Annotated in this window: 14 protein-coding genes; 6 read left to right on the top strand and 8 right to left on the bottom strand. The window is 51.7% G+C overall.

All coding sequences use genetic code 11. From position 1 onward, the window contains the following. The first annotated feature begins 49 nt into the window (after positions 1 to 49). The 3 genes from ACTBZS_RS02450 (at position 50) to ACTBZS_RS02440 (ending at position 3,477) form a co-directional block, all read left to right on the top strand. Positions 50 to 970 (top strand): SphA family protein, encoded by a 921-nt coding sequence (locus ACTBZS_RS02450; protein ID WP_463043168.1) that lies wholly within the window; start codon positions 50 to 52, stop codon positions 968 to 970. Positions 971 to 1,158: 188 nt separating this feature from the next. Continuing rightward, positions 1,159 to 1,359: a hypothetical protein gene (locus tag ACTBZS_RS02445; protein WP_460430177.1), complete on the top strand. Its 201-nt coding sequence runs from the start codon at positions 1,159 to 1,161 to the stop codon at positions 1,357 to 1,359. Positions 1,360 to 1,533: 174 nt separating this feature from the next. Then, positions 1,534 to 3,477: a PhoX family protein gene (locus tag ACTBZS_RS02440; RefSeq protein WP_463043167.1), complete on the top strand. Its 1,944-nt coding sequence runs from the start codon at positions 1,534 to 1,536 to the stop codon at positions 3,475 to 3,477. A 63-nt stretch (positions 3,478 to 3,540) separates the two neighbouring features. On the opposite strand, the gene ACTBZS_RS02435 is transcribed toward ACTBZS_RS02440, so the two are convergent. The 5 genes from ACTBZS_RS02435 to ACTBZS_RS02415 form a co-directional block, all read right to left on the bottom strand. Beyond that, a complete protein-coding gene (locus tag ACTBZS_RS02435; protein ID WP_463043166.1) occupies positions 3,541 to 6,372 on the bottom strand; it encodes an FAD-binding and (Fe-S)-binding domain-containing protein in 2,832 nt (943 codons plus the stop codon). A gap of 10 nt (positions 6,373 to 6,382) precedes the next feature. Continuing rightward, complete coding sequence (locus ACTBZS_RS02430) at positions 6,383 to 7,057, bottom strand: LutC/YkgG family protein (protein ID WP_022652509.1); 675 nt, start codon at positions 7,055 to 7,057, stop codon at positions 6,383 to 6,385. Then, positions 7,054 to 8,502: a LutB/LldF family L-lactate oxidation iron-sulfur protein gene (locus ACTBZS_RS02425; RefSeq protein ID WP_460430180.1), complete on the bottom strand. Its 1,449-nt coding sequence runs from the start codon at positions 8,500 to 8,502 to the stop codon at positions 7,054 to 7,056. The genes ACTBZS_RS02430 and ACTBZS_RS02425 overlap by 4 nt, the downstream gene beginning before the upstream one ends. Next, positions 8,499 to 9,260: a (Fe-S)-binding protein gene (locus tag ACTBZS_RS02420; protein WP_463043165.1), complete on the bottom strand. Its 762-nt coding sequence runs from the start codon at positions 9,258 to 9,260 to the stop codon at positions 8,499 to 8,501. Before ACTBZS_RS02420 ends, ACTBZS_RS02425 begins: the two co-directional genes overlap by 4 nt. A gap of 80 nt (positions 9,261 to 9,340) precedes the next feature. Next, positions 9,341 to 11,035: an L-lactate permease gene (locus tag ACTBZS_RS02415; RefSeq protein WP_463043164.1), complete on the bottom strand. Its 1,695-nt coding sequence runs from the start codon at positions 11,033 to 11,035 to the stop codon at positions 9,341 to 9,343. 385 nt (positions 11,036 to 11,420) lie between these two features. On the opposite strand from ACTBZS_RS02415, the gene ACTBZS_RS02410 reads away from it, so the two are divergent. Beyond that, positions 11,421 to 12,173, top strand: a complete 753-nt coding sequence (locus tag ACTBZS_RS02410) for a GntR family transcriptional regulator (RefSeq protein ID WP_460430183.1) — start codon at positions 11,421 to 11,423, stop codon at positions 12,171 to 12,173. On the opposite strand, the gene ACTBZS_RS02405 is transcribed toward ACTBZS_RS02410, so the two are convergent. The 3 genes from ACTBZS_RS02405 to ACTBZS_RS02395 form a co-directional block, all read right to left on the bottom strand. After that, the gene (locus ACTBZS_RS02405) at positions 12,170 to 13,306 is read right to left on the bottom strand and encodes an acyl-CoA dehydrogenase family protein (RefSeq protein ID WP_463043163.1); all 1,137 of its coding nucleotides are present in this window, start codon (positions 13,304 to 13,306) and stop codon (positions 12,170 to 12,172) included. The two genes, ACTBZS_RS02410 and ACTBZS_RS02405, sit on opposite strands and share 4 nt — an antisense overlap. 54 nt (positions 13,307 to 13,360) lie before the next feature. Further along, positions 13,361 to 14,548: an acetyl-CoA C-acetyltransferase gene (locus ACTBZS_RS02400; protein ID WP_463043162.1), complete on the bottom strand. Its 1,188-nt coding sequence runs from the start codon at positions 14,546 to 14,548 to the stop codon at positions 13,361 to 13,363. Positions 14,549 to 14,663: 115 nt separating this feature from the next. After that, complete coding sequence (locus ACTBZS_RS02395) at positions 14,664 to 15,116, bottom strand: MerR family transcriptional regulator (protein WP_460430186.1); 453 nt, start codon at positions 15,114 to 15,116, stop codon at positions 14,664 to 14,666. Positions 15,117 to 15,315: 199 nt separating this feature from the next. On the opposite strand from ACTBZS_RS02395, the gene ACTBZS_RS02390 reads away from it, so the two are divergent. Together ACTBZS_RS02390 and ACTBZS_RS02385 are read left to right on the top strand one after the other, a co-directional pair. Continuing rightward, positions 15,316 to 16,164, top strand: coding sequence for a 3-hydroxybutyryl-CoA dehydrogenase (locus ACTBZS_RS02390; protein ID WP_022652503.1), 849 nt, complete (start codon positions 15,316 to 15,318; stop codon positions 16,162 to 16,164). Positions 16,165 to 16,333: 169 nt separating this feature from the next. Further along, positions 16,334 to 18,316: an AMP-dependent synthetase/ligase gene (locus ACTBZS_RS02385; protein ID WP_463043161.1), complete on the top strand. Its 1,983-nt coding sequence runs from the start codon at positions 16,334 to 16,336 to the stop codon at positions 18,314 to 18,316. Positions 18,317 to 18,326 lie beyond the last annotated feature (10 nt).

Genomic DNA, 18,326 nt, shown 5'->3' with positions numbered 1-18,326 from the left:
TGCGGTGACATGACACAGAAAAATCTAAAAATAGAGGAAAACACCTAAGATGCTGCGCAATAAAACCCATTACTGTATCGCCGTGGCGCTGGCCGCCGTTGCGTTACAAGCTCAGGCCAAAGAAGGCGGTGACCAGTACCCAAATGGTGCGGAAACGTTCTTGTCTGGTGCATTGCCACCCCCTGGCACCTACTTTATCAACTACATGGGCTATTACTCCGGTACGTTGAAAGATGGCAATGGCAATACGGTGAAATTGCCAAATGGCAAAGGTGGCACAGAAAAAGCCACTGTTAAAGCTTTCTTTGATGCCCTGCGTTTGGTGCATGTCACCGATGTAAAAATCCTCGGTGCGAACTGGGCAATGCACGCCATTTTGCCGGTGGTGTACCAAGATCTTGATTTACCGCGCTTAGGTGGCAGCAAATCGCGTGTTGGCTTGGGTGATGTGACGGTAAATCCGTTTGTATTGTCATGGCATAGCCCAAACTGGCATGTGGCAGCTGGTGTGGATATCAATTTGCCCACTGGGGCATGGGATAGCCAAGACCCACGCCGCAGTATTGGCGCCAATTACTACAGTTTTGAGCCGATTTTGGCGGTGACTTATTTGGCAAACAATGGTTTTGAGGCATCGGCGAAGCTCATGTACAACATCAAAACCAAAAACAACAGCACCAATTATCAATCGGGTGATGAGTTCCACATGGACTATTTGCTTGGCTATCGCCAAGGGGAATGGGCCTATGGTTTGGGCGGCTATTATCTGAAGCAAACCACCGATGATGAGTTAAATGGTCGCAAAGTTGGCACCGACGGTAACCGAGGTCAGGTGTTTGCCTTTGGCCCGCATATTCAATACACCGGCAAATCTGGCGATCAGTTCATTTTTAAATGGCAGCATGAAACAGCGGTGGAAAACCGTTTTGCTGGTAATAAAGTCTGGTTTAAATATGTGCACCGCTTTTAATTGCTGATGTTGTTCTGACACGCAATCGCTCGCGCAATCTTCTCTTGCAGCGCTCCTTCTGGCCCGATTTTTCGGGCCTCTTTTTTTTCGGCATGGTTTATGCTTAATTAAAGATGAGGCACCGTCTGTGGTTATGGCACAGCAACATTGCCTCCATCTCGATTGCAACACTGAACAAGGAGCTTGCCATGTCTGTGATTTCATTGCGTTTGTCGGCCGAGATCGAACATCGTTTGGCACGTTTAGCGGAAGACCGTGGCTGTAGCCGCGCACAAATTGCCGAGGCTGCTTTACTCGCTTTTCTGACCGATACCACCGCTGCTGCTTCCTCTACCCCCTCCAGCAGCCACCACCCACGACATCCCGCGTTAGCCCGTCAAGCAGCTTGATTGCGATGTATTCTCTCTAGTGGGCAGACTGTGCGTCTGCCCTAATTGTATTGTCCTTTGCCTGACTGCTGTTGGTAGCGAATAAGCTGCTTTCTCCTTGGCTGTCATCGTTTTTTCACACGCTTCTCGTAACTTAGGCGCACTTTTCCAACTTTTTGCCTAATGGAGCGAGCCATGGGTAAGCCCCTGCTTAAAACCGACGATAGCGTTCTTAATACCAGCAGCAATCCGATTTTCAGTGATGTTTTAGAAACCCAACTGGGGCGCCGCCAATTATTAAAAGGCGGAGCAGCCTTATCTGCGGCTGGGCTGTTGTCTTCTAGCTTCAGTGCCATTGCCCAAGCTGCCACACCTGCCCCTGTTTCGCTTGGCTTTGAGGCCGTTCCCTTATCTACCAGCGATACCGTGGTGGTACCAAAAGGCTACCGCGCCGAGGTGTTGTATGCGTGGGGTGATCCAATTGGTGTCAAAGGCAAGATGCCTGCTTTCAAAGCTGATGCCAGCAATAGCGCCGAAGAACAAGCCGTCCAAGCGGGGATGCACCATGATGGCATGGCCTATTTTCCACTGCCCTTTGGTTCGGCCCATTCCAAACAAGGTTTGTTGGCGATCAACCATGAATACACCGATGATGGCCTATTGCACAGCGATGGCATGAAGACGTGGAATGCAGAAAAAGTGCGTAAAGCACAGCATGCAGTGGGCGTCTCTGTCATTGAGGTGCAAGACTTGGGTGGACAAAAAGGTTGGCAAGTGGTGCGCCCCTCTCAATTTGCCCGCCGCATCCATGCTCTGACCCCCATTCAGATCGGCGGGCCTGCTCGCGGTCATGCTTTGATGAAAACCGCAGCAGATCCACGCGGGGTCGAAGTGTTGGGCACCTTTAATAACTGCGCCAGTGGGCCCACCCCGTGGGGGACTTATCTCACCTGTGAGGAAAACTGGAGCGATTATTTTGCTAATAATGGACAGCTGAGCGAGGACGATAAACGCTACGGGATTAAAGCGACTGATGCTGGCTATCGTTGGGCTGAAGTCGATTTCCGTTTTGATCGCCAAATCAATCCAAATGAACCGCATCGCTTTGGTTGGGTGGTAGAGATTGATCCCTTTGATCCTAAGGCGAAGCCAATCAAACGTACTGCGTTAGGGCGGATCAAACACGAAGGCGCGACGGTGACGATTGCCGAAGATGGGCGTGCTGTGGTGTATATGGGTGATGATCAACGGTTTGAATACATTTACAAATTTGTTAGCCGCGACAAGTTCAATCGTTACGACCGCAAGGCCAATCGCGATTTGTTAGAGCATGGCACCTTATATGTGGCACGTTTTGATGCCGATGGTTCGGGACAATGGTTAGAACTGACTCACGGTAAAAATGGCCTGACTGCTGCCAATGGCTTTGCTGATCAAGGCGAGGTAGTGATTAAAACCCGTTTGGCAGCCGACCGTGTTGGTGCAACTAAGATGGACCGGCCTGAATGGATTGCTGTTCATCCACATAAAGCAGGGGAGGTGTACTGTACGCTGACCAACAACAGCGAACGGGGGACCGATGGCAAACCAGCGACGGATGCGGCTAACCCACGGGCGAAGAATGTCTTTGGTCATATCATTCGTTGGCACGAGGCAGGTAACCAACCCACTGCCACCCAGTTTAAGTGGGATATTTATGCCCTTGCTGGTCATCCCGAGCGCGACGGCGACAAAAAGGGCAATATCAAAGGCGATATGTATGGTAGCCCTGATGGTTTAGTGTTCAGTCGCAATGGTATTTTGTGGATTCAAACCGATGTGTCCACCAGTACCTTAAACCAAAAAGACTATACCGGCATGGGTAATAACCAAATGCTGGCTACCATTCCAGAAACGGGTGAAACACGCCGCTTCTTGACTGGGCCTAATGGTTGTGAAGTGACCGGTTTGGCCTTTACCCCTGACTTGAAAACCATGTTTGTCAACATCCAACATCCGGGGGAGCCAGCGAGTGAGCGTAGCGATCCGGCTGCACCCAAAGCCATTTCAAGTTGGCCTGATGGTGCTCAAGGCGGTCGGCCTCGTGCAGCAACGGTGGTGATTCGTCGTGAAGATGGTGGGGTGATTGGGGAAGTTTAAGCCAGAGCAAATTTGGCATTGAGCTAGCAAAGCGGCGGCGGAGCAAACACTCCGCCGCTGGCATTATGACTGGCTAGCGCGGTCGAGTAGATACACCGCATGTCGATAGTGCAAGCCGCTATGTGAAGACAGGCCGATTTCACAGGTACGGCTGCTGGAAACACCGCTATCACAATGACTGACTTGGTGTGATAAGTCGCGTAAGGCGTGGTCGTTGAGTTCCGGCGTGCTAAAGCCTTTGTCACCAGCAAAACCACAACACCCGATAAACTCAGGGACAGTAACCCGTTGGGCGCAGGCTTTGACCAAGCGCAGCAAATGCTGATCCACACCCATTTTGCGACTCGAGCAGGTGAGATGCACGGCAATCGATTCATTAACTGGTTTCACCGTTAAATGCGGTAGCACATGCTCGGTGAGGAAGGGAATCGAATCGAAAATGTTTAGCTGCTGGCGGTCGCTGGCGCTTAATAAACGCAAGGCACAGGGGCTGGTATCCACATAAATAGGATATTGGCCGTGTTGGCTGGCTTGTGCTAGGGCATCAAACACTTGCTGCCGTTTTTGTTCTGCTAACGAGAAATGGCCCTTGGATTCAAAAGGTTGTCCGCAGCATTGTTCATCCAGCGCCGCAGGGAAGATCACTTCATAACCGGCCCGTTCTAACACGGCCACCGTCACTTGCATCAATGAGCGTGAGTCGCTGTCGTTGCTGGCTGGGCCCATGGTGCGGCTAACACAGCTGGCAAAATACACCACTTTGCGTGCTGCATGATGTTGCGGTCGTGGTGGCCGCGCTGCGGCAGTGGGTAAGGCGCTGTTCCACTGTGGGAGGGCAGGGACAAATTGGCGCGCTTGTTTGCTGAGCTGCTGTAACAGGCGATCCCCTAACACCACTTTAGCCACATGAGCCACTTTTAAACCGGTGCGCGCAGCCTGAGTGACACCAGAAAAATGCTCTGCCAAATAACGCGCTTGTTCGTGTTGGGCGGGGGCATCTTCAGCACGCAGGGCACGAATGAAATCACCGGTGTTGATGCCAACTGGACAGTTTTGTTGACATAAACCCGTGGCGGCACAGGTGTCGATACCCATATACGGATAGTCACGCTCTAACAGTGCCAACCGCTCGGGTTGTTCGCCACTGGCGCGTAGGGCCTGCATTTCACGCCAAACTGTGATCCGTTGTCGTGGGCTTAGGGTCAGTTCACGTGCGGGACAAGCCGGTTCACAAAAACCACATTCGATACACTTGTCCACAATCTCGTGGGCAGCCGGCAGTGCTTTGAGGTTTTTTAAATGGATAGCGGCATCACTGCTAATCATCACATCGGGATTCAGCACGCCATACGGATCAAAGGCGCGTTTGATTGCCACCATCAAGGCATAACCCTCGCTGCCCCACTCTAATTCAATGTAGGGGGCCATATTGCGGCCAGTGCCGTGTTCGGCTTTTAACGATCCGCCATATTCCACCGCCACCAACTGCGCCACTGCATCCATAAACGCATCATAGCGCGCCACTTCCTGCGGTTCGTCGAAGCGTTGGGTAAACACAAAATGCAAATTACCTTCTAGGGCATGACCAAAGATCAACGCTTCGTGATAGCCAAATTGCTCAAACAAGGCTTGCAGCTTTTCAACACCGGCGGCCAAGTCGGGCACGGGGAAGGCGACATCTTCAATAATCACCGTGGTGCCGGTTTCACGCACCGCCCCGACTGCTGGGAATAAGCCCTTACGCACCGCCCAATAAGCGGCATATTCCGCCTCAACTGTGGTGAAAGGGGTGCGCTCTATCATTGGGAAGGGTTGTAAAGTGTCGTGAATCTCGGCCAGCTGCTGTTGCAATTGTTCACTGCTATTAGCTCGGCTCTCGATTAACAGCGCACAGGCTTGCAAATCAAGATCTTGGATAAAGGCGGGTAACCCGGGTTTATTGCGAACTGAGGCGATGCCACGACCATCAATCAATTCCACTGCACTGACCGGTGCACTTTTCAGCGCGGCGACCGCTTGGCAGCAGGTTTTTGCATGAGCAAATACCACCAATGCCGAGGCTTTATAGGGAGGGTCTTCGACTGTGCGATAGACCACTTCAGAAATAAAGCCCAGTGTGCCTTCCGAGCCCACCATCAGGTGCATCAAAATATCGATGGGATCATCAAAATCAATCAGGCTATTGAGCGCATAGCCGGTGGTGTTTTTCAGGCGGTATTTATGGCGAATTTTGTCAGCAAGCGTGGGGTGATGTTTGGCGTGGTGGGCCAATTCACTGAGCTGTTGTAACAATGCGGCGTGGCTGTGACGGAAAGCATCGACCGAGATGGGGTCGGCTGTGTCCAACACCGTACCATCCGCCAACACCAATCGCATCGAATCGAGGGTGTGATAGGTGTTTTGTGCCGTGCCGCAGCACATACCGCTGGAGTTATTGGCAACAATCCCCCCAATTTTGGCGGCATTGATCGACGCAGGATCAGGGCCGATTTTACGTTGATAGGGTTTTAACCAATCGTTAGCCCATTGCCCAATCACTCCCGGTTGCAGACGAATCCGTTGTCCATCATCGAGAATATCGTGCCCCCGCCATTGATCGCCCAAAAGGATTAACACCGAGTCGCTGATGGCCTGACCAGATAGCGATGTCCCTGCTGCACGGAAGGTCACTGGGATCCCTTCACGGCGTGCGTGTTGTAATAGCTTAACCACTTCCTGTTCACTTTCAACGCGCACCACGATTTTTGGGGTGAGGCGATAAAAGCTGGCATCTGTGCCATAGGCATAGGTCAATAAGGGATGGGTGATTAAACGCTCACTGGGCAGAAATTCGCATAACAGCTGGTAAAAGCGTTGATAACGACGGTCTAAATGGTCGGGAGCTTGTTGGGTCATGGCAACAGCCTTAGCAATCAGTGAGGAACAACACAATCAGGGCTTTGGGGCCATGTGCACCATAGGCCGTGACGCGCTGAATGTCCGATGTTTTAGAGGGGCCAGATACCAACACGAGATTGGTGGGCATCCCCTGTTGCCATTGCTGTTGTTGCATTAGATCAAGCAGGTTATCCGCCAACTGACTCTGTTTCACCACCACAATATGGGTCGGTGGGACTAAGCTCATTAAGCGTGGTTCGCTGGGGCTGGGCCATAAAACAATCGAGCCCGTGGCAGCAATGGCAGCATGACAGCCGGTGATGGCTGCATCGGTATCAAAAAATAGGGCCTCACGCCATGCTTCAATGGCTTGATCGTAGTGTTGCAGCGGTGGTAGGGCGCTGACACTGTTTTGCCATGTCTGTTCAATCGCGTTGTTGAGCGGCGAGTTTTCCGGTAACAACAGATTCCGCCACCCTTTTTGTGCCGCCAGTTCTGCCAGTGTTTGCGGCCAAGTCTCGCTAGTACAGTCATGAATCTCAGTTTGTACGGCAGTCAATAGGTCTTTAAATCGGCTGGTGCGTTCGGTGCTGTCAAAGCGCCACGGTTGTTGCGCGACGGCGTAATCCTCTGCACTCGGCGCAGCTTTTTGTTGAGAAGGCGCGGCACGCAGACGAGATAAAATACGGGTTTTCGCGGTCATGGCTGATTCCCCTGTGTGGCTTGATATTCCGCAACCAACTCGTGTAATGATTTTGCTGCGGGTTGTGGTTTTGCACGGGCGATTGTCCATGCACCGACATCGTGTGGTAGCAGACCGCGTAAACGGGTGGCGGCAAAACGGCTGGCGCGGTACAACGCGGGTTTGCTATAGATACGTGCCCAACTGCGCCACAGCCATTTTTCGGTGGCGCGGTATTTCGCACCTTGTCCGCGTACTGTGTGAGGGTGATTAGGTTCGTTTTCGGGGGTAACTGATTCTTGGCGTAGACGTAATAACAGCTCTGGAATGGGAATCCGCACAGGACAGACTTCGCTACAGGCGCCACATAGGGTCGAAGCACTCGGTAAGTCTTTGGTGTCATCTAGCCCTAACAGATGTGGCGAGATAATTTTGCCAATCGGCCCGGGATAGGTTGTGCCATAGGCATGGCCACCAATGCGGGTATAAACAGGGCAATGGTTCATGCACGCGCCACAGCGAATACATTGCAGTGTTTCGCGCAGTTGCAAATCGGCATAGGCTTGGCTGCGGCCATTATCCAACAGCACCAAATGCACCTGTTGTGGGCCGTCTTTCTCACCCGCTTTGCGTGGGCTAGAAATCATGTTGACATAAGTGGTAATCGGCTGGCCAGTCGCCGAACGTGTCAGCAAGCTTAAAATCGGCGGCACATCGCTGAGTTTTTCGACCACTTTTTCAATGCCAGTGATGGCAATGTGCATCTCAGGTGCGCTGGTGGTGAGGCGGCCATTGCCTTCATTTTCCACCAATACCAAGGTGCCTGTTTCTGCCACCGCGACATTGACACCAGACAACCCGACTTTGGCGGTAAAAAAACGCTGTCGCAGGGCATGGCGGCCAATTTGAATCAGCTCGTCTACATCCTCGGTATACGGTGTGCGGGGCAGTTCATCGTGGAATAAATGGGCAATATCGACTTTGGTTTTGTGAATTGCTGGCATGATGATATGCGAGGGTTTTTCATGTGCCAGTTGCACAATAAATTCCCCCATATCACTTTCCAATGCCGTCATACCTTGTGCTTCGAGGTAGTGATTGAGTTCAATTTCCTCACTCACCATCGATTTGCCTTTAATAATTTCTTGGCTGTTGGCCTGCTGCATCAGCTTAGCGATGATGTCGCAAGCTTCGGCAGGGGTGTCTGCCCAATGCACTTGAATACCATTGGCGTTGCAACGTGCTTCTAAGGTTTCTAATAACGCTGGCAGCTGTGATAAGGCGCGTTGGCGGATTTTTTGTCCCAAATCGCGCAACCGACTTAATTCATCTGCATCGGGAAATTGCGCAGCGCGACGCTGCATCAAAAAATCCATAGCCGCGCGGGTGTTGTGTCGTTGATTTGGGTCTTGCGCGGCGTGGCTGCTGGCGGCACGGAAATCGTGCAGAGGATGGCTGTGGCTCATTGTTTGGCCTCCACGTGTTGGGTACGTTGCCACAGGAAATCGGCAATGTGTTGTCCGCGCAAGGACGCACCCTGTTTTTCCAGTGCTCCATTGATATTCAACAAACACGCACAATCCGCACTCACCACCTGTTGCACACCACAGGCTTTCAACGCGCTGGTCTTATCCTCCACCATCGCCGCCGAAATATGCGGATGGCGCACAGAGAACGTGCCACCAAACCCACAACACTCCGCCTCGTGGTCGTGTTGTTTCAACACCACCTTGTCCAGTTGATTGAGTAGGGCTAATGAAGTGTCGCGCACGCCCATTTCGCGCCGCGCCGCACAAGAGGTATGCAAAGCAATCTCCACCGGCTGGCCAAGATCGCACAGCTTGATGTCTAAAACCTTGGTGAGAAACTCGGTCAATTCATAGATACGGGCAGCAAAAGCCCGTGCTTGGGTTTGTTGTGGTAAGCCATCGAATAGGCTCGGGTAGTGGTGTTTCATCATCCCAGCACATGAACCCGATAACACCACAATCGGTTCATCACCCGGGAACACCGCGATTTGCGCGGCGGCGACAGTGCGCGCTTCGGCCAGATAGCCCGAGGAATAGGCCGGTTGTCCACAACAGGATTGCTCTTGTGGATAACGCACACGAATTCCTTCCCGTTCTAACAGTTTGATGGCGCTGATGCCGGCTGTAGGAAAGAATAAATCCACAATACAGGTGCCAAATAGGTAAACCGTTTGTGGGCGAGTCGGTGAAGTCATCGGTGTCTCCTCGTGGCGGTGCGGTACGTGCCACACTGTCTCGGCGATGGGCTACCGCTGGGAAGCGGTAGCCGGTGTGATTATTTCAATAACGGGTCGGTCATGCCCAAACCATAAATGGCTATCGTGCCTAAAATGCCAACCACTGTCAGGTAGTAAAGTGTTGGCACTAAGGTACGACGCAGGGTCACCCCTTCGCGGCCCAACAGCCCGACGGTTGCCGATGCTGCTACCACGTTGTGAATGGCGATCATATTGCCAGCTGCAGCACCAACGGCTTGCATCGCTACAATCAAGGCGCTGGTGATGCCGAGTGATTCGGCAACGCCAAACTGATACTGTGCCAACATCATATTACTCACGGTGTTGGAGCCTGCAATAAACGCCCCCATTGCGCCAACTGTCGCAGCAAAGAATGGGTAAACATCGCCAAAGGTTTGTGCCACAAAACTGGCCATGGCAATTGGCATACTGTCTAACTCTGCACCATTGACGCCAGAGTTAATCAAAATCCGCACCATTGGGACGGTAAACATCAGCACAAAACCAGCACCAAACAATACTTTGCTTGATTCACCGATGGCGGCTTTCAGTTCCGAGACACGCATGTTGTGGATAAAGAACGTCAGCAATACCACAAAAACCAAGATCCCCCCGGGCAGATACAGCGGGGCCACGCTTTCAGTAATGCCCTTCTCACCCAAGATATCACCCGTTTTCCAAGCCAAGCCGGTCAAGAACGCTTTCAAGTCTGGGCTAACGCGCGACAACACCAATAAACCCGCGACCAAAATGTAAGGCAACCATGCTTTCCAGATAGCCAATGGGGCGCGTTCGTTCAAGCCATCCAGCTTAATTTCAATCGAACCCATCCATTCGCTAGGCCATTCTTTGGCTGGTGCAAAATCCCAGCTTTTCTTTGGTACCAAGAAACCGACTTTTGCAGCCGGTACCACGATGGCCAAACCAATTAAAGCGCCGAGTAAAGAAGGAAATTCTGGTCCTAACAATAAGCCAGTTAAAGCATAAGGAATGGTGAAAGCCAAGCCAGCAAATAAAGCAAACGGCACCGCTTCCAAACCCTCTTTCCAAGAGCGGTTTTTACCGAAGTAACGGGTCATCATCATCACCATTAGCACTGGCATGATAAAACCCGTTAAGGCATGCAAAATCGCCACTTCGCTGGTGATCAGCTGCAGATAATGCGACCAATCAGAACCATTTGCGACTAAGCGTTCGGTGATGCTGGCGCTGTCTAACCCTTTGTTCAAACCGATGATGATTGGCGTACCGACGGCACCAAACGACACTGGGGTGGATTGCACCATCATACCCAGCATCACAGCGGCCAGTGCGGGGAATCCCATTGCCACTAACAGGGGTGCGGCGATGGCGGCTGGGGTACCAAAACCAGAGGCACCTTCAATAAAGCAACCAAACAACCAAGCGATAATAACTGCCTGAATACGGCGGTCGGGGCTAATGTGGGTAAAACCGTGGCGAATGGCGGCAATCCCCCCTGAATGTTTCAGGGTGTTCAGTAGCAAAATTGCGCCAAAAATAATCCACAACACCGACAGCGTAATCACGGCGCCTTGCAGTGTGGAAGCCAACACGCGGTTAAACGACATCTCCCAACCAAACAATGCAATGGCGGCGGTGAGAATGAACACGGCAGGCATGGCGCGTTTTGCTGGCCAATGCAGGCCGATCAACAAAATCGCCGCCAGTAAGATCGGCGAAAATGCCAATAGGGCTTGTAGTCCTAGGCTCATCTTGGGTTTCTCCTCCTCGGAGTGTGTCTTTTTATCAAAAGGGGGGCAGGGTTTCTGCCGAGAGGGATAGACTGTTTTTTGGTATGACCAATTTACAAAACAGCCTGTGGCATTGAATATGAAACGTTTACTGGCTGTCAATGTTTATCCATGTTGCAGTGAAGCATTGCGGCTGTTTACGTTAGGGTAAGCTATCTTGACTGTATTTAAATCATTGTTTCATTTGTAAAAAAATCGGTTTGGCTTTGCTGTCAGAATTGTGTAGATTAGCTATGATATTTCGCTAAATTTTGACTGGAATCCACCGCGATTCTCATAACCTGTATGTCAGACCGCCTTGCCACTTGGATGGCTTGTTTTTGGTCTGACCAATTTGGAGCTGGGCATGACAACCATGCGTACACCACGTCGCCTATCTGACGAGGTGATGACAGAACTAGAAAATATGATTTTGGCTGGGCGGTTTAAGGCGGGCGAAAAATTACCGCCGGAGCGTGAACTAGCCACACGTTTTGGGGTGTCGCGGCCCTCGTTACGCGAGGCAATTCAAAAGTTGGTGGCTCGTGGCTTGTTGTTAAGTCGACAAGGGGGCGGGACTTATGTGGCAAACACCATCGGCCATGCTTTTTCCGATCCATTACTGGCTTTATTAGAGCGGCATCCCGATGTGCACAGTGATTTGTTGGAATATCGTTTGGCGATTGAAGGGGCCAGTGCCTACTATGCCGCATTACGGGCGAATCAGGTCGATAAGGCATTATTGATCGAGCGGTTTGAGGAGTTGGAAACCGCTTATCACAGTCAAGATTTGGCGCGTGAAGGCGCGGCAGATGCCCAGTTTCACCTGACCATTGCCGAGGCTAGCCACAACGTGGTGTTATTTCATACCACGAAGGGGCTGTTTGATTTGTTACAGCGCAATGTGATTACCAATATCGGTGGCTTGTATTTACGCGGAGACACACGCGAACGAATTATGGCGCAACATACGGCGATTTTCCGCGCCATTATCGACGGTAAACCCGAAACAGCGCAGGCCGAGAGTCATACTCACCTGCGCTATGTGCAGACCATTTTGATGGAAATGGAGCAAGAGGCCCGCCGTATGGCACGGGCTCAACGGATGCAGCAAACCTAGCCTTGGGCTAAGGCACGAGCAATCACCAATTTTTGGATGTCGCTGGTGCCTTCATAAATCTGGGTGACCCGTACATCGCGTGCAATCCGTTCGATCGGATAATCACTCAGATAGCCATAGCCGCCAAGGGTTTGTAGCGCGGCAGAGCACACCCGTTCAGCCATCTCCGAGGCAAACAACTTGGCCATCGAAGCCTCTTTCAAACACGGTAAACCTGCATCTTTCAAACTGGCGGCATGCCATACCAATTGGCGGGCGGCTTCTAGTTGAGTGGCGGCATCGGCGAGGCGGAAACCGACAGCTTGGTGGTCAAAAATCACTTGGCCGAAGCTTTCGCGCTCTTTGGCATACGCCACGGCACATTCCAACGCCGCGCGTGCCATACCCAAGGCTTGTGCGGCAATGCCAATGCGTCCCGACTCTAGGTTAGCCAACGCAATTTTATAGCCCTCACCTTCTTGCCCCAGTCGATGACTGGCTGGAATACGGCAATTGTCGAACATGATGGCGCAGGTATCGCTGGCGGCTTGTCCCATTTTTTCTTCGACTTTGGCCACGATGTAGCCCGAGGTCGACGTGGGGACAATAAAGGCGGAAATCCCTTTTTTGCCGGCGGTGGGGTCGGTGACGGCAATCACAATCGCAACATCGGCGTTTTTCCCCGATGTAATAAACTGTTTGGCACCGTTCAAGACATATTCATCCCCCTCACGTACAGCGCGGGTACGAATGGCGCCGGCATCCGAACCCACATGTGGCTCGGTCAAACAAAATGCGCCAAGCCATTCTCCACTCGCCATGCGCCGTAAGAATTGCTCTTTTTGCCAATCATTGCCAAAGCGTTCAATCGGGCCACACCCGACTGAGTTGGTTACGGAAATAATGGTTGAGACCGACCCATCTCCAGCGGCAATTTCCTCAAGCGCCACTGCCGCCGCGAGGGTGTCCAAACCGGCCCCGCCCCATTCTGTCGGTACCGTAATACCGAATAACCCCAACTCGCCTAATTTACGCAAAGCCTCGGCGGGGAATGTGTGGTTTTGTGCCCATTGTGCGGCATGAGGTTTGAGTTCTTGCTCGGCAAAATCGCGCAAGGTGTCTTGCAACATCCGATGTTCACTCGACAGCAGCATGTCTGCCTCCTGTTAAAAACGTAAGTCCCACTGCGGTGGCAGTGGGAACATCAATCACAGTAATTCGACTGCCAGTGCAGTGGCTTCACCACCGCCGATGCACAAACTGGCGATGCCGCGTTTGCCGCCGGTTTGCTGCAAGGCCGCCAACAATGTCACCACAATGCGGGCACCGGAGGCCCCAATCGGATGACCGAGGGCACATGCCCCACCGCGTACATTCACTTTGTCTGCTGGCAAAGCTAAGTCGTGCATCGCTGCCATCGTAACCACGGCAAAGGCTTCATTGATTTCGTATAAATCGACATCGTCAGTGGTCCAGCCGATTTGATTGAGCAATTTACGCATTGCATCGACCGGCGCGGTGCTGAACCATGCTGGTTCGTGGGCATGAGTGCTGTGACCGACAATTTTTGCAATCGGTTTCAGGCCGCGTTTTTCTGCCTCGCTCAGTTTCATCATCACCACGGCGGCTGCGCCGTCAGAGATTGAGCTGGAGTTGGCTGGGGTGACGGTGCCGTCTTTTTTGAAGGCCGGTTTTAAGGTAGGGATTTTTTCCAGATTGGCTTTGAGTGGTTGTTCATCATTTTCGATCAACACCTCGCCTTTACGACCCGCGACGGTAACGGGGGCGATTTCTGCTTTGAATAAGCCGCTTTGAATCGCATGTTGGGCACGTTGTAGTGAACGTACCGCAAAATCATCTTGTGCTTCGCGGCTAAAGCCGTATTTCTCTGCACAAATTTCCGCAAACCAACCCATCAATTTGCCTTTGTCGTAGGCATCTTCTAGGCCATCTAAGAACATATGGTCTTTGATATCACCGTGACCGAGACGGAAACCACCACGCGCCTTCGGCAACAAATAGGGCGCTTGGCTCATGCTTTCCATGCCGCCAGCGATCATCACTTGATTGCTACCCGCGACTAACATGTCGTGGGCAAACATGATGGCCTTCATCCCCGAACCGCACATTTTGTTGATAGTGGTGCAGTTGACCGATAACGGTAGCTTGGCTCCTAACACTGCTTGCCGTGCTGGGGCTTGGCCTTGTCCGGCTGGCAAGACACATCCCATCACCGCTTCTTGGACATCCTCACCGCTGATACCGGCACGCTCGACGGCGGCAGCAATGGCGGTTGCCCCGAGTTGGCTGGCGGTGAGGCTGTTGAAATCGCCCTGAAAACCGCCCATTGGTGTGCGCGCTGCACTCACAATCACAATTGGATCTGCTTGGCTCATGATGTTTCCTTGTCTTTGTGTAAGGTATCTTTTCGTTTACGTTAACGTAAAGTTGCTGATGAAAAAAAGACCGCTGCTGTCGGTCTGTTGTGTTTCCGCAACGGTAAAACGCAGTTTACAGCTCGTCAAGCCCTAAATCGGGTTCTGGTTCGCTGTCTTCGCTAGACGACCCCGGCCCGCCACAACGCTTTTCGAGCAGGCGTTCGCATTGTGCTTTTAGGTTGCGAATTTCCTTGGTCACCAGTTTGATGTCTTCAATTTGTTGCAACAACAGGCGTTCACGTTGCGACAAAATTCGCATGAATTCAAGCAACTGGGGCTCTTCATCATTAGTAGCATCATAGAGATGAAACAGTTCACGGATTTCTTGTAATGTAAGGCCAATCCGCTTGCCGCGCAGCGTCAGCAAAAGGCGGATGCGGTCGCGACGAGAATAAATCCGATGTTGTCCGCGCCGTTCTGGTGCCAACAGGCCTTGTTCTTCATAGTGGCGGATGGTTCGGGTGGTGACATCAAACTCGCGCGCCAGCTCGCTGATGGTGAAAGTCTTTTCTTTACCGTGAATCATGATAGCAGGTCGCAAAAGTCGCTAATTTTACTCATCACCCCGAAGGTGAGGGAGAAAATTGCAGGAAATGACAAAAAACATCGCGTGGTAAGACCATTGTTTACATCGGCAGATTTGATGCTGCATGTTGACGTTAACGTAAACGTGATAGTAACGTAGTTGTGGTTTGTCAAACAATTTACTGAAAAGGGCTAACGCGATGGAAATTCAAAGTGTCGGTGTAGTGGGCGCTGGACAGATGGGGAATGGGATTGCCCAAGTCTGTGCCATGGCGGGGTTGTCGGTGGTGTTAACCGATGTCAGCAGTAAGGCATTAGAAAAAGCGCAAGCGACGATTGCCAATAGCTTGGCGCGTTTGGTGAAAAAAGGGCAGCTGAGCGACCCAGACGCCGTGTTAAGTCGGATTGTGTTTAGCAATGAGATGGCTGATTTGGCGGCGGTGGACATTGCGATTGAAGCCGCCACTGAACGGCTGGAAATCAAGATTGATATTTTGCGTCAGCTATCGGCTTTGGTACGGCCCGAGGCGATTATTGCCTCGAATACTTCTTCCATCTCGCTCACCGTCTTAGCGGCACAGGTTAGCCAGCCGCAACGCGCCATTGGTATGCACTTTATGAATCCGGTGCCAGTGATGCAACTGGTTGAAATTATTCGTGCTTTACAAACCGACGATGCTACCCACGCTGCCACTGTGGCGTTGGCGGAACGCTTGGGCAAAACGCCTGTATCGGTTAACGATGCGCCGGGTTTTGTTTCCAACCGAGTGTTGATGCCGATGATTAACGAGGCGGTGTTTTGCCTGTATGAAGGCATTGCCACGCCCGAGGCAATTGATACGGTGATGAAGCTCGGCATGAACCATCCGATTGGCCCATTGGCGTTGGCGGATTTGATTGGTTTAGATACCTGCTTGGCGATTATGGATGTGTTGTATCACGAATTCCGTGACAGTAAGTATCGCGCTTGTCCGCTGTTGGTTCAGAAAGTGGCAGCAGGGCACTTGGGCCGTAAATCGGGCCAAGGTTTTTATCGTTATGACCAGTGAGAACCCACGATTTTTTGCGGCGCAGCATAAAAATAAGTTGTCATGAGCGCATAAATCGGATTTACTGTGTCAAAACAAGTTGACGTTAACGTCAACGTTAGAAAAAGCCGCAAGAGACGGTAACCGAAAAATCGGTATCACAGGACAAATGAGGATGGAGACAACAACGATGGCGAAACCGGAAAACATCGGTGCAGCAGCCCAAGCACGGCACAGCACAGATACCTTTCCCAAGCTGTTGCAAGAACACGCCCGCGTGCGCGGTGATCGTCCCGCGATGCGAGAGAAAGACCTAGGGATTTGGCAAACATGGACTTGGCGCGAAATTGCCGCCGAGGTGCAAGCGTTGGCTTGCGGTTTTGCTGCCCTAGGTTTGGTTCGCGGTGATCGGGTGGCAATTATTGGGGACAACCGCCCCCGTCTATATTGGACGATTGCCGCTGCGCAGTGTTTGGGTGCAATTCCATTACCGATGTATCAAGACTCGGTAGCGGAAGAAATGGTCTTTGTGTTGCAAGATGCTGGGGTGAAATTGGCTGTTGTGGAAGACCAAGAACAGGTTGATAAACTGTTAGAAATCCACGACCGCCTGCCAAATCTTGAACATGTGGTGTATGACGATCCACGCGGGATGCGTCATTACAACCAACCTTTCTTGCATGCTTGCGCCGAAGTCTTGGGCTCGGGTCGGATTTATCACGACGAACATCCTGAGTTTTTCCAAGGCCAAGTTGATGGTGGTAAAGGTGAAGACCTCGCCATCATGCTCTACACCTCGGGTACCACGGGTAACCCAAAAGGGGTGGCCCATACTTACAACAGCATGATTATCACGGCTCGTAACAGCGTGCAGATGGAAGGCCTGACCGATCAAGAGGAAGTCTTGGCCTATCTGCCGATGGCGTGGGTGGGTGATAACTTGTTCTCTTATGCACAGTCGATGGTGGCCGGTTTCTGCGTGTCTTGCCCTGAGTCGTCTGAAACCGTGATGACCGACATGCGCGAGATTGGGCCAACCTACTACTTTGCTCCGCCGCGTGTGTATGAAAACTTGCTCACCCAAGTGACGATTCGGATGGAAGATGCCAGCCCAATTAAACGCTGGATGTTCAACTATTTCATGGATCACGCCAAAAAAGTCGGTGTGAAAATTGTGGATAAACAGCCGGTGCCATTTATGGACTGGCTGGGCTATCAACTCGGTAATTTCTTGGTCTACGGCCCAATTAAAAATGTCTTGGGTTTTTCGCGGATTAAATTGGCTTACACCGCTGGTGAAGCGATTGGCCCAGAACTGTTCGACTTTTATCGTGCTTTAAACATCAACATCAAACAGCTCTATGGTTCGACCGAAGCCTATGTGATGGTGTGTGTCCAGCCAAACGGTCAGGTGAAACCCGATACCGTGGGGACACCCGTGCCGGGGGTTGAAGTCAAGATTGATGACAACGGCGAAGTGATCTTTAAAGGGCCGGGGGTATTCCACAGCTATTGGAATCGTCCTGATGCAACAGCAGAAACCATGACCCCAGATGGTTGGGTGCTCACGGGTGATGCAGGGTTCTTTGATGATGATGGACACCTGAAAATCATCGACCGCGCCAAAGACGTGGGTAAATTTATCGATGGTTCGATGTTTGCACCGAAATACATCGAAAACAAACTCAAATTCTTCCCCTACATCAAAGAAGTGGTGGCGTTTGGTGACAAACGTGAACACGCATGTGCCTTTATCAACATCGACCTGTCGGCGGTGGGCAGTTGGGCAGAAAAACGCGGCTTGGCTTACACCGGTTATACCGACTTAGCCGGACAAGATGCGGTGTATGAGCTGATTCGTGAATGTGTCGAAAAAGTGAATGCCGATTTGGCAGCAGATCCTCGCTTGGGTAATTCACAAATCAAACGCTTCCTGATTTTGCATAAAGAATTGGATGCGGATGATGGTGAACTGACCCGGACTCGTAAAGTGCGGCGGCGTTTTATTGCGGATAAATATGGTGTCTTGATTGATGCTCTGTATGCAGACGTCAACCATTGCCTGATTGAAACTCAGGTGAAGTTTGAAGATGGTCGAGTCGGTATGGTGCGTGCAGACCTCAAAATTGCCGAGGCAAAACGCTATCCGCGCATTGCGCAATCTGCAGCTTAAGGGAGAGGCG

This window comes from Aquaspirillum sp. (assembly GCF_055136605.1).
This window is presented reverse-complemented; position numbering and strand designations above follow the sequence as displayed.